Raw genomic sequence first — 12168 nt, 5'->3', positions numbered from 1 at the left:
GTGCCTGTGTCCGTGTCCGTGTCCGTGCCCGCGCTGTCCGTGTCGTCCGCTCCCGTGCGATGCGGTGGCGGTGATGGTGGCGCTGCCGGGTGAGGGGGACGACGGGGGGCCGGACGGGGGCGCGGATCCCGAGGAGGCCGGTGCCGGCGCGGGTTCCGGTGCCCGTGCGGATTCCGGCGCCGCCTCAGGCGTGGGTGCGGGCGCGGGCGCGGGTGCGGGTGCGGTCGACGGGAGCGGCGTCGATGGCGCGTCCGACGCCGTGCGCTGTTCCGGCAGGCTCCGTCCGGTACCGGTGCCTGCACCGGGGAGACCGGCGAGACCGGCGAGCCCCGCACGCCCCGTGAGACCACCACCGGCCTCAGCGGCGTCTGCCGTGGCGGCCGCCGCGTCGGGTGGCACATCGTCCGCGTCGGTGCGCCGTCCGATGGCGTCCTCCCGGGGATAAGTCACGGAGTGTGGGACGTGGTTGGCGGGCCCCTGGTTCAGTCTGCCGCCGGCGGCCGGACGCCTCCCGGATTCCGGTCTCCCGGTCCTGCTCCGCCCGGAGCGGTGCGGGCCGGCCGGGCAGCGCGGGCAGGGGCCGCCCGCGGTGACGGACGGTGGCGCTCCGGTGACCCGCTGGCGGGGCCCGTAGGTTGGTTCCCATGATTCGTACCGCCACGGCCGGCGACGTCCCGGCCATCGTCGCCATGATCCGTGAGCTGGCCGTCTACGAGAAGGCCGGGCACGAGGTGCGCGCCACCGAGCAGCACATACACGAGGCGCTCTTCGGTGACCGCCCCGCCGCCTACGCGCACATCGCGGAGACGGACGGTGTGGTGGAGGGCTTCGCGCTCTGGTTCCTCAACTTCTCCACCTGGCAGGGGGTACACGGCATCTACCTCGAGGACCTGTACGTCCGTCCGGAGGCACGCGGCCGGGGCCACGGCAAGGCCCTGCTCGCCGAGTTGGCCCGCATCTGCACGGAGCGGGGATACGGGCGCCTGGAGTGGTCCGTGCTGAACTGGAACACGCCGTCGATCGACTTCTACGAGGCGATGGGCGCGATTCCGATGCGGGAATGGACGGGCTACCGCCTGACCGGCGAGGCCCTGGACGGTCTGGCCTCGGCCGAGGTGGCCGGCCGGACCGGGAGCGCCCGGGGGGTCCCGGCACACCCGGCCGGCAGCCACTGAGCCCCGGGCCGGGGAGGACGAGGCGGGGAGGACGGGGGCGGGGCAAGAGCGCGGCCCCGATCCTCGGGCCTGGTGCTCCGGGTCCTCCGGCCCCGGCCCTCGCCGGCGCGCACGGGCCGTTTCGCGCCCCGCCCGTCCCTGCCCGGTCGCCGGGCCACCGCGCCCCCGCCTCGGGCTGCCGGGTACGGCGGTGCACGGTCCGTGGCGGTGCGGCCACTCCACCGTTCCCACCGGGGAATCCGCAATGTCCGTGCTCCCGACCGGAGAACAAGGTCCGGCCCCCAAGTGGTCTCTGCTACGGGGGAGTTGACCGGATGCCCGCCCGACCCTCAAGATCGCGTCACCGGTGGACGCCCGCCGGGCCGGGCGCGCGGGGGCGGGAGGGGCGATGGTGCTGTCGACGGCCGGGGCGGCGGCCGGGGGAAGCGGGCGGCGCGGCCGCTTCGTGGACGCGCGGGACGCACGGCTCGCGGAGGTGGCGATCCGGGCGGTCGTGGCCGCGGTGGACCTCACCCCGAAACCGAACCTCACCGATACACGCGACCCGGACCCCGGCGCCCGGGGCTTCGATGTGCGGGACCTCGGCTCCCGCGCCGTTGATTCCCGCGCCGCTCGCCCCCGTGCCGCCTCTGCCCGTATCCCCGCCGCCCGCGCGCCCGCCTCCGCCGCCCGCCACGCCACCCCGGATCCGGGCGCCCTCCGCTGGGCCGCCGGGGCCCTCGCCCCCGGGCTCACGGCCATGGCCGCGGCCGCGCGCCGAACCGGTGAGCCGTCCCCGGAACTCCGCGCCGAACTGGGCGCCATCGGCCGCTCCACGGAATGGACCGTGCGGCGCGCCGCCTGCGGCACCCGGGTCCACCGCGGGGCGGTCTGGGTGCTGGGCCTGCTCGTGGCGGCATCGGCGCTGGAGCCGGGTGCCGCGCCCGGCGAACTCGGCGCAGTGGTGAAACGCCTTGCCGTACACCGCGACCGGGGCGCGCCCCTCCGCCCCTCCCGGGGTTCGGCGGTCTCCGTTCGCTACGGGGCGGCGGGCGCGCGGGGGGAGGCGCGCGCGGGTCTGCCGCACGTGCGCCGGGCGCTCGACGCGCTCCGTACGACGCGGAACGCCGGCGCGGACGAGACCAGCGCCCGGCTCGACGCACTGCTCACCGTCATGTCCACCCTGCAGGACACCACCGTGCTGTACGAGGCCGGGCCCCACGGCCTGCGCCGGGTCCAGTCGGGCGCCCGCGCCGTCCTGGACGCGGGCGGCGCGGCGGCGGAGGCGGGACGGGCGGCGCTGGCCGCCTTCGACGTCGACCTCCGCGAGCAGGCGCTGAGCCCCGCGGGAAGCGTGCCGTTGCTGGCCGGGGCCCTCTACGCCGAGCAGGCCGTGAGAACCGCCGCGTCCGCCCCCGCCGGTCCCGTTTCCGGTCCGGCCGCCGGGGTCCGCGCCCGCCCCCGAGGCGCCGGACTGCGCGCCCACCCTTGACGCGCAGCCCGCGCCCGCCGGCGAACCGCCGCCCGGCTCAGTGGTCCGCGTCGTCCCGTATCCCGTCCGGCGGGCCGGTCCCGGCGCGCGCGACGTGCTCCGGTCACCGGGGCGCGCGTTTCGCGGTGAGGCGTCGTACGTGCCCGTAGGGGGATCGCACCGTCCGCGGGGGAGCCGTCGCCCGGCTCGGCGTTCTCCATGCCGTTCCGCACCCGTCCGTGGGCGGCCCGTCCCGGCGCCGATCCCGGTGCGGTCCGGTCCCCGGCGTCCGCGGTGCCCCGCGAATGCCGCACGGGCCCGCGCGCAACCGCGGCTCGCGCCCGTCGGCGACCGCGGTCCCGTGCCCGTCGGCGAGCTGTGGCCCGGCTGAGGGTTCCGCGTCGTCCCGTACCCCGCGCGGCGGGACGGAGGCCGGGTCGTCCGCTACCCCCTCCGGCGGAGGGAGCCGGTGCCGTGCCGGGGGTGGCCGACGCCGGGCCGTGACCGGCGTCCGGTCGTACCGTTGCCCGCAACCCGGGGGGACGGTGAACGCCGCTCACGGGTGTGCTCTACTTTCGTGCCCATGACAGAAACCCCTCAACTCCCGTTCCCCCGGCGGGCGAACACGGGCAAGCACCGGCGCAAGAGCCCGATCAGCCGCCGCCGGGTCATCATCGGCGGCTCGGCCGCCGCGGCCGCCACGGGGCTCGGCCTGGCCGGCATGGCCTCGGCGGGGGGCGGGCCGTCCGGCGGCGCCGGTGTGGAGACCTCCGCCGGCGATGCCTCCGGCCTGGGCGTCTGCTCGCTCACCGCGGAGGTCACCGAAGGCCCGTACGCGCTGGCCGGCGCACTGATCCGCCGGGAGATCAGCGAGGACAGGCCCGGCTTCCCGGTGCACTATCTGCTCACCGTCGTCGACCAGTCCGCCGGTTGCGCCCCGCTGCCGGGCGCCCTGGTCGAGCTCTGGCACGCCGACCACCTCGGGGAGTACTCCGGCTTCGTCGGCCGCAACGGCCATCCCGGGGAGGACAACGGCACCTTCTGCCGCGGCGGGGCGGTGACCGACGAGAACGGCCAGGTGGAGTTGGTCTCCGTCTGGCCCGGCCACTACACCTCCCGTGCGGTCCACACCCATCTGCGGGTGCACACGGACATCACGCCCGACGGCGGTTCGTACACGGGCGGCGAGATCGTCCACACCGGCCAGCTCTACTTCGACCCGGAGATCAACTCCCGCGTGCAGGCAGCCGGCCCGTACCGGGAGAACACCACCCCCGAGACGCACCTGTACGACGACGGCGTCTACGACGGCGGCGGCTCGGCCTCCGGCCTCCTCACGCTCACGCAGCTCGGCGGCTCGCTCGCGGAGGGCTACGCGGCGACGCTGACGATCGGTGTCAACGCGTAGCGGCCATGCGTAGCGGCCATGCGGTGGGCGGTCACGGCCGGCGCTGGTGCCCGGTACCCGGTGCTCCGGGCCGGCGGCCGAGGGCCGCGAGGTCGGCGCGGATCCCGGCGCCCGCCCTGCCCGGGCTTCCCCGGCCGCTCGCTCTCCGGGAGTGGGCGGACACGCACTCAGACGCGCGGGAAGCGCGCCAGGAGGTCCCAGACGACGGGGTTGTCCGCGAGCCCTTCGTGCAGGTCCGTGAGGTCCGCGATGACGTCCTGGAGGAAGTCCCGGGCCTCCCGGCGCAGCGCCGGGTGACCGAAGGTCAGCGGGGGTTCGCCGGCGGGCTGCCAGTCGGCGCTGATGTCGACCCAGCCGAACCGGCGCTCGAAGAGCAGCCGGTCCGCGGACTCGGTGAAGTCCAGCTCGGCGTGGTGACGGCGGTGCGAACGGCTGCCGCGCGGATCCTGGTCGAGCTGCTCGACGATGTCGCACAGGGCCCAGGCGAAGTCCAGTACGGGCACCCATCCCCAGGCTGTGGACAGCTCCCGGTCCGCCTTGGTGTCCGCGAGGTAGACATCACCGCAGAACAGATCATGCCGCAGGGTCCGCACATCGGCGGTGCGGTAGTCCGTCTGCGGAGGATCCGGGAAGCGGCGGGAGAGGGAGTAGCCGAGGTCGATCACATGGTCGATGGTCCCACGGCGGCGAACCGTTCCGTCCGGGCCCACGGACCCCGCCCCGCCCCCGTCCGCTCCGGCCCTGCCCGTCCTCCCCCCGCTTGCCCGGCCGGAACGGGTCCGGAGACACGCCCCCGCCCGACTGGCCGGGGTGCGCGCCACTCCGGACCCGCGCTTGGCCACTCCCGGACTCCGGCTTCCGGCTTCCTCTCCGGGCTTTCCGCTTCCGGCCCGCCGGCTCAGTGCCCCCGCTCGATCCACTCCTCCAGATGCGGCGCCTCGTCCCCCACCGTGGTCGAGTCGCCGTGCCCGGTGCGGACCACCGTTTTCGGCGGCAGGGTCAGCAGCCGGTCCCGGATCGAGTCGATGATCAGCGGGAACGAGGAGTACGAGCGTCCGGTGGCGCCCGGCCCGCCCCGGAAGAGGGTGTCGCCGGAGAAGACGGTGCCCAGCCCGGCCGCGTACAGGCAGACCGCCCCGGGGCTGTGCCCGGGCGTGTGCAGCACGCGCAGCTCCGTGCCCCCGACGGTGAGGATGTCGCCGTCGGCGAGGGGCGCGTCGGGCCGGCGGTCCGGGTGCCTCATCTCCCACAGCACCCTGTCGTCCGGGTGCAGCAGGACCGGGGCGCCGGTGCGGTCCGCCACTTCGGGTGCCGCGTCGATGTGGTCGTCGTGCCCGTGCGTGCAGACCACCCCGAGCAGGCGGCGGCGGCCGACCGCGGCGAGGACGGCCTCCGCATCGTGCGCCGCGTCGATGACGTACACCTCGCGGTCGTCGCCGACCAGCCAGACGTTGTTGTCCACCTCCCAGGTGGACCCGTCCAGGGAGAAGGTGCCGGAGGTGACGAGGTGGCCGATCCGCACCCCGCCGGCCGGGAGCGCGCCGGATCCGGGGGATCCGGGGGATCCGGGGGAACCGGGGCTGCCGGAGGAACCGGGGGAACTGGAGGAGTCGGGGGAGCCGGCCATCAGAACAGCACCACCGACCGCAGCACGTCACCGCGGTGCATCTTGTCGAACGCGGCCTCGACGTCGTCCAGCCCGATGGTCTCGCTGACGAACGCGTCCAGGTCGAGCCGCCCCTGCAGATAGAGGTCGATGAGCATCGGGAAGTCCCGTTCCGGCAGGCAGTCCCCGTACCAGGACGACTTGAGGGACCCGCCGCGTCCGAAGACGTCGAGCAGCGGCAGTTGCAGCACCATCTCCGGTGTGGGCACGCCGACCAGGACGACGGTCCCGGCCAGGTCGCGGGCGTAGAAGGCCTGGTGGTAGGTCTCCGGACGGCCCACCGCGTCGATGACGACGTCCGCGCCGAAGCCGCCGGTCAGTTCCTGGACGCTCCTGACGACGTCGGCCGTGCCGGCGTGCACGGTGTGGGTGGCGCCGAGGCCGGTGGCCCACTCCAGCTTCCGTTCGTCCAGATCCACCGCGATGATCTGCGAGGCGCCGGCCAGCCGGGCGCCCGCGACGGCGGCGCTTCCGACCCCGCCGCAGCCGATGACGGCGACCGTGTCACCGCGCGCCACCTGGCCGGTGTTGAGGGCGGCGCCGAGGCCCGCCATGACGCCGCAGCCGAGCAGCCCGGCGGCGGCGGGGGAGGCGGAGGGGTCGACCTTGGTGCACTGGCCGGCCGCGACGAGGGTCTTCTCGGCGAAGGCGCCGATGCCCAGCGCGGCGGTGAGCACGGTGCCGTCGGCGAGCGTCAGCGGCTGTGCGGCGGTGTGGGTGTTGAAGCAGTGCCAGGGCCGGCCGCGCTTGCACGACCGGCATGTGCCGCACACCGCACGCCAGTTGAGGATCACGAAGTCGCCCGGGGCCACATCGGTGACGCCCTCGCCCACCGTCTCCACGATCCCGGCTGCCTCGTGCCCGAGGAGGAACGGGAACTCGTCGTTGATCCCGCCGTCGCGGTAGTGGAGATCGGTGTGGCAGACCCCGCACGCCTGCACCCGCACCACCGCCTCACCGGGCCCCGGGTCGGGCACCAGGACGGTCTCGACCCGGACCGGTTCCCCCTTGGTGTGGGCCACGACGCCACGCACTTCCTGAGCCATGTAACCGCCTCTCTCTCACCGTTCGGCCGCCCCGCCCTTCACCTCTACCCGGCGGGAGGGGCGGCCAACGGCCCGGCGAACGGCGCCCGGCTGGCCGGCCGGCCGGGCGTACGGGAGGCGGGCACCGGAGCGTCTGGTACGCGGAGCGGGCGGAACGGAACAGCCGCATGGCCGGGACGGGCGGAAGGGGAAGCGGCGCGGGGCGCCGGACCGAGCCGCAGGGCGCCCACCCCCGACGCGGACCGCACGCGAAAGCGGCCCCCGGGGCCGCTGAACCGGCCGGGGGCCGCTGTCCGTTCCGGCTGTCGGTTCCGGCTGTCCGTGCCGACCCGCCCGCCGCTGAGGGCGGCCGTGGCGGCACGGACGGACGCGGAAACGGTGGGCGGGACGGTCAGACGTTCACGCCGAAGTCCTGCGCGATGCCGGTGAGGCCGGAGGCGTAACCCTGGCCGACGGCGCGGAACTTCCACTCGGCGCCGTTGCGGTACAGCTCACCGAAGACCATGGCGGTCTCGGTCGCGGCGTCCTCGCTCAGGTCGTAGCGGGCGATCTCGGTGCCGCCGGCCTGGTTGATCACGCGGATGTAGGCGTTGCGCACCTGGCCGAAGTTCTGGCTGCGGGTCTCGGCGTCGTAGACCGACACCGGGAACACGATCTTCTCGACCTCGGCGGGGAGCCCGGCGAGGTTGACGTTGATCTGCTCGTCGTCGCCCTCGCCCGCGCCGGTGCGGTTGTCACCGGTGTGGACGATGGTCTGGTCCGGCGTGGCCTTGTTGTTGAAGAACACGAAGTGGCTGTCGGAGACGACCTTGCCGGCCGCGTTGACCGCGATGGCGCTCGCGTCGAGGTCGAAGTCGGTGCCGGTCGTGGTGCGGACGTCCCAGCCGAGGCCGACCGTGACGGCGGTCAGGCCCGGTGCCTCCTTGGTGAGCGATACGTTGCCGCCCTTGGACAGGCTTACAGCCATGGGATGTCCCTTTCCTTGAAGTATGTCGGGCTTCGCCCGGAGGTGAAGCCACCGTCATCCTCCACAACGCCGGGACGGTCCCGCCGGGTTCCATCGGCCCCGGCTTCGTTACGGTTCCGCGTCCGGCGGCGCGGGCCCCGGGCCGCGGCGGCTGGGGAGGCGCTGTCCGGGGTGTCGTCCGGGGCGTGAAATGGAGGTGACGGCCGGCACCCGGTGCGGGATCATGGCACATATGTCCGGTCCCTATGTCATCCGCGGTTCGGTCTCCCTCCCGGAGGCCGAGCTCACGTGGCGTTTCTCCCGTTCCTCGGGACCGGGCGGCCAGCATGTGAACACCAGTGACAGCCAGGTGGAGCTCCGCTTCGACCTGGCGGCGACGGACGCGCTGCCACCGGTGTGGAAGGAGCGGGCACTGGAGCGGCTCGCGGGCCGGCTCACGGACGGCGTGCTCACCGTGCGGGCCTCCGAGCACCGCTCGCAGTGGCGCAACCGGGAGACCGCGGCTGTCCGGATGGCCTCCCTCCTCGCCGAGGCCACCGCGCCGCCGCCCCGTCCGCGCCGGAAGACGAAGATCCCGCGCGGCGTCAATGAGCGCCGGCTGCGCGCCAAGAAGCAGCGCGGCGACACGAAACGCGGCCGCAGCGGCCGCGGCTGGGACTGACCTCACGCGCACCGCGTCCCCGGCGCCGCGGCCGTGCCCCGTTTCCCCGCCCCGCCACGGGCTTCGTTCCGCCACGTCCCGGTTCCCGTCCCCCGCCCCCCGTCCCGTCCCCCGGCCCCCCGTCCCGTTCCTGCTCCCGCTGCCCGTCCCCCGGTGCGGCGCCGGTGGTGACGCATGCTCGCACGGCGCCGGAAAACCCGCACGCCGGGAATTACGGCATTCCGCCGATTGGCCGATGGAGCCGGCGGACGGCAGTGGCCGCCCGTCCGAATTCCGCATGGATAAGGGCCTGTTGATGATGGTCAATTACCGGTCCGGATAAGGGTGTCGTAGGCGTGGCGGGCGCCTCCGGGCAGATCTTCGGCCATCCGTATGAAGTCCCCGATCGATGTGGAATTTCCCGGTGTCGGTTAAGCGGAAGAGCTGCTGAGGCAGTGATAGAACTCGATCGGCCCTTCCAACGGGGAAGGCGGAAAGTGGAGAACAATATGCGTACAACAGCCAAGCTGTCGTTCCTGTCGCTTGCCGCGGCTGCCATGATCGCGGGCTCCGCGACGTCTGCCGCGGCCAACGACGGCTACGACTACAAGATCAAGGACGTGGTCGCTCTCGCGCAGAACTGCGGCAACACTGCGCAGCTGGCCCCGTTCCCGCCCGGGGACTTCGAGCAGGAGGCCGGTGAGACCCAGACCATCTGCCAGATCGGCGAGGAGAACATCGCCGTCAACTACGCCGCCGAGGACGACAGCGAGACCGTCACCACGGGCGCCAGCGACGAGGTGCTGCTCGCGCTCATCGGGCTCCTCACCCCGGTCGCCACGCCGTGACTCAGCGGTAACGTGAAATAACGCAATTCCGGCGTGGAAGCCTTTGTGGCTTCCGCGCCGGAATGCGTTTGCCCGCGCTCGGTGCCGGGATCCGGGCGGACGGGTGAATGCACTGCGGTTTGTGCCGCGTTCAGTGCGCCGGTGAAATCGGCCGGTCCCCGCGGAAACACCGCCAATCCGGGGAGGTGTTCCCGGGCGCGGTCACGGCCCGGCGCGCCGGGCGTTTTCGTCTCGGCCGCCGGTGGTCTCATCCCAGTTGCCGGTAACGCCCCCGGAAATACGTGAGCGGCCCGGCGTCGTCGGGTCCCAGCCGGGTGCCGATCACGCGGCCGATCACCAGGGTGTGGTCCCCCGCCCGGACGCGCTGCTCCGTACGGCACTCCACGGCGGCCAGCGCGCCGTCGACGAGCAGGGCGCCGGTGGCCGTGCCGCGGGTGTGCGGCGCGTCCCGGAAGAGCAGTTTGTCGCTGATGCGGCCTTTCATCGCGAATCGCCCGGCTGTCTGCCGCTGGCTCTCCGAGAGGAGGGAGGCCGCCCAGAGCGGCTGCCGTTCCAGCAGCTCCTCCATGCGGGAGTCGTTGCGAACGCTCACCATCGCGAGCGGCGGGTCAAGTGACACCGACATGAACGCCGTCGCTGTCATGCCCACGTCCTCGCCGCGCGGGCCGTCCTCCGGGTCGTGGGCCGTCACCAGCACCACACCTGCCGTCAGGCGGGCCATGGCGGCACGGAACTCGTCGTCACTCACCCCTCCAGGATGAGGGATGATCGCTGCGCGGGGTGAAGGGGTCTGCTGCACGTGCGCACGCTATCCGGACGTTCCCGGGGTCCACATCGGGCGCGGGGACCGTTCCGGGGTCGGCCCGCGACCTAGGCCGCCGGGCGGATTCCGCTTCGGGGATTTGCGTTCAGGAAGGAAACCGCAGGGCAGGCGGTTCGCGCCGGCGCAAGCGTCAATACACCGAAAGATCTTGTGACTTGAGTCACAGCATGCCGGAATTGTTGACCCTGTGTACCGGGTGAGCAGCTCGCTGTGATTCAGTGGCCGTGGCAATCAGACGACAAGATCCTGGAGTTGCTGTCGAGGTCTCGGGGAGTGCAATCGATGGAGGCCGAGTCGGAACCGTACGTCCGCCTTGCGACCCTGCGGCAGCTCCACCGTGTCGTCGCGGACCTGAACACCGCCCGCAGCCTGGCCGACACCCTGCAGGCCGTCGCCGACGGAGTCATCACCGGCCTCGGCTACGAACTGGCCGCCGTCAACCTCGTCCAGCCCGACGGTGACCTCGTGGTCGCCGCGGTCGCGGGCAGCGCCGGAGCAGAGGCGCTGATGGCCGGCCGCGTCGGCTCGCGCACCGCCTGGGAGCGCCGCCTCTCCATGGGCACCCGCTGGGGCGAGCTGCGGTTCATACCGCACACCGAGGGCTGGATCCTCGACGACGACGACGTACCGCAGTGGCACAGCGGCGGCTCCCAGCCGCGCTTCGCCGACGAGTGGCACCCGGGCGACCGGCTGCTCGCCCCGATGTACTCCTCCAGCGACGACCTCCTCGGCGTCATCACCGTCGACCGGCCCCGCAACGGCCGCAGGCCCGGCCCCTGGGGCCGCGAGGCCCTGCAGATGTACGCTTTCCAGGCCGCCATCGCCATCAGCAACGCCCGGCTGCGCGCCAACATGCAGCGCGCCCTCGTCCGGCTGGAGCGCGAACAGCAGGCCCTGCGCGCCAGCGAGGAGAGCTTCCGGCAGGCGTTCGAGTACGCGCCCAGCGGCATGGCCATCGCCGAGATGGGCGGCGACCAGCACGGCCGGCTGCTCCGCGCCAACGACGCCCTCTGCCGGCTACTGGGCCGTCCCGCCTCCGCCATGCGCCGCTACTCCTTCTCCGACCTCGTCCACCCCGAGGACATCGGGCTGCTGCTCCGCACCTCCGCCGAGGGCGGCCGGGCCGAGCTGCGGCTCGCGCGGCGCGACGGCAGCCACGTCTGGGTCTCGCTGCGCAACTCCGTCGTCGCCGACGCCGCCGACGGGCCCCGCTTCCTGCTCACCCACGTCGAGGACATCGAGGAGCGCAAGCGGCACGAGCTGCAGCTCGCCCACCGCGCCAGCCACGACTCCCTCACCGGCCTGCCCAACAGCGCCGAGCTGCGCAGCCGGCTCTCCGCCCGCCTCTGCGACCGCCCCCCGTCCCGGGACGGGGAGGCCGGTGTGCCGGACGGCATGGTCAGCAGCGCGTACGGGCCGGCCCCGGGCGTCGAGACGGACGAGAACGGCTTCCGGACCGACGGCTTCGACGCCCCCTTCGGCCCGCCGGGGAGCAGCGCCTTCGACAGCCATGCCCACACCGTCGCCCCCGCCGAGGACCAGCCGGACGACGGCACCAAGGGGCTGGCGGTGCTCTTCTGCGACCTCGACGGCTTCAAGTCGATCAACGACCGTTTCGGGCACCACACCGGTGACGCCGTGCTCATCGAGGTCGCCCGGCGGCTGACCAACGGCGTACGGGACGGCGACACGGTCGCCCGCCTCGGCGGTGACGAGTTCGTGGTCCTGGCCGACGGCCTCGGCCGTGCGGACGCCCAGGACCTGGCCGTCCGGCTGCGCAACGCGATCATTCCGCCGATCCGGGTGGACGGGCGCGCGGTGCGGGTCGGGGCGAGCTTCGGCATCGGCTGGGCGGGCTGCGGGATGTCCGCCGAGGAGGTCCTGCAATCCGCCGACCAGCGGATGTACGTGGAGAAGCGCTCCCGGGCCGCGGGCCGCGCCCACCGCCGCGCGGGGTGACCCGGGGGCCGCCTCCCTGCCCGGGAGCCGGCTCCCTGCTCCGGGGGTCGGCTCCCTGCTCCGGGGGCCGCCTCCGCACCGGCGGCCGGCCGCCGTTCCCGTGCCTCTTCCGGTGCCGCCCGGTGCCCCTCCGCCCCGGTACGGAACGGGCCGGTCCGGGTGGTACTGGACACATCCGCCCGGCGC

General features: G+C 73.9%; 11 protein-coding genes. 6 read left to right on the top strand and 5 right to left on the bottom strand.

The window, feature by feature from the left end; translation table 11 throughout:
• The first annotated feature begins 644 nt into the window (after positions 1-644).
• The 3 genes from KBZ10_RS19485 to KBZ10_RS19475 all read left to right on the top strand — a co-directional run bounded on the left by KBZ10_RS19485 (position 645) and on the right by KBZ10_RS19475 (position 4033).
• Positions 645-1175 carry a GNAT family N-acetyltransferase gene (locus tag KBZ10_RS19485; RefSeq protein ID WP_210988935.1) on the top strand — a complete coding sequence of 177 codons (531 nt, stop codon included), beginning with the start codon at positions 645-647 and terminating at the stop codon, positions 1173-1175.
• Positions 1176-1563: 388 nt separating this feature from the next.
• Complete coding sequence (locus tag KBZ10_RS19480) at positions 1564-2646, top strand: triphosphoribosyl-dephospho-CoA synthase (RefSeq protein WP_210988934.1); 1083 nt, start codon at positions 1564-1566, stop codon at positions 2644-2646.
• 562 nt (positions 2647-3208) lie between these two features.
• Positions 3209-4033, top strand: a complete 825-nt coding sequence (locus KBZ10_RS19475; protein WP_210988933.1) for an intradiol ring-cleavage dioxygenase — start codon at positions 3209-3211, stop codon at positions 4031-4033.
• A 167-nt stretch (positions 4034-4200) separates the two neighbouring features.
• Here the strand turns inward: KBZ10_RS19475 and KBZ10_RS19470 are convergent, their stop codons facing one another.
• The 4 genes from KBZ10_RS19470 to KBZ10_RS19455 all read right to left on the bottom strand — a co-directional run bounded on the left by KBZ10_RS19470 (position 4201) and on the right by KBZ10_RS19455 (position 7712).
• Positions 4201-4698, bottom strand: coding sequence for a hypothetical protein (locus tag KBZ10_RS19470; RefSeq protein WP_210988932.1), 498 nt, complete (start codon positions 4696-4698; stop codon positions 4201-4203).
• 233 nt (positions 4699-4931) lie between these two features.
• A complete protein-coding gene (locus tag KBZ10_RS19465) occupies positions 4932-5660 on the bottom strand; it encodes an MBL fold metallo-hydrolase (RefSeq protein WP_210988931.1) in 729 nt (242 codons plus the stop codon).
• Positions 5660-6745: an S-(hydroxymethyl)mycothiol dehydrogenase gene (locus tag KBZ10_RS19460; RefSeq protein WP_210988930.1), complete on the bottom strand. Its 1086-nt coding sequence runs from the start codon at positions 6743-6745 to the stop codon at positions 5660-5662. Before KBZ10_RS19460 ends, KBZ10_RS19465 begins: the two co-directional genes overlap by 1 nt.
• A 391-nt stretch (positions 6746-7136) precedes the next feature.
• Positions 7137-7712, bottom strand: a complete 576-nt coding sequence (locus KBZ10_RS19455; RefSeq protein WP_210988929.1) for a TerD family protein — start codon at positions 7710-7712, stop codon at positions 7137-7139.
• A 232-nt stretch (positions 7713-7944) separates the two neighbouring features.
• Here KBZ10_RS19455 and arfB point away from each other — a divergent pair, with 232 nt between their 5' ends.
• Positions 7945-8373, top strand: coding sequence for an alternative ribosome rescue aminoacyl-tRNA hydrolase ArfB (arfB, locus tag KBZ10_RS19450; protein ID WP_210988928.1), 429 nt, complete (start codon positions 7945-7947; stop codon positions 8371-8373).
• Between the two features lie 488 nt (positions 8374-8861).
• Positions 8862-9200, top strand: a complete 339-nt coding sequence (locus tag KBZ10_RS19445; protein WP_210988927.1) for a hypothetical protein — start codon at positions 8862-8864, stop codon at positions 9198-9200.
• A 247-nt stretch (positions 9201-9447) separates the two neighbouring features.
• Here KBZ10_RS19445 and KBZ10_RS19440 read toward each other — a convergent pair whose 3' ends face one another.
• Positions 9448-9999, bottom strand: a complete 552-nt coding sequence (locus tag KBZ10_RS19440; protein ID WP_307847512.1) for a flavin reductase family protein — start codon at positions 9997-9999, stop codon at positions 9448-9450.
• A gap of 306 nt (positions 10000-10305) precedes the next feature.
• On the opposite strand from KBZ10_RS19440, the gene cdgB reads away from it, so the two are divergent.
• Positions 10306-11982 (top strand): diguanylate cyclase CdgB, encoded by a 1677-nt coding sequence (gene cdgB / locus KBZ10_RS19435; protein ID WP_210988926.1) that lies wholly within the window; start codon positions 10306-10308, stop codon positions 11980-11982.
• Positions 11983-12168 lie beyond the last annotated feature (186 nt).

Source organism: Streptomyces sp. F63 (genome assembly GCF_018070345.1).
In the GTDB taxonomy this organism is placed as follows: Bacteria; Actinomycetota; Actinomycetes; order Streptomycetales; family Streptomycetaceae; genus Streptomyces.
This window is presented reverse-complemented; position numbering and strand designations above follow the sequence as displayed.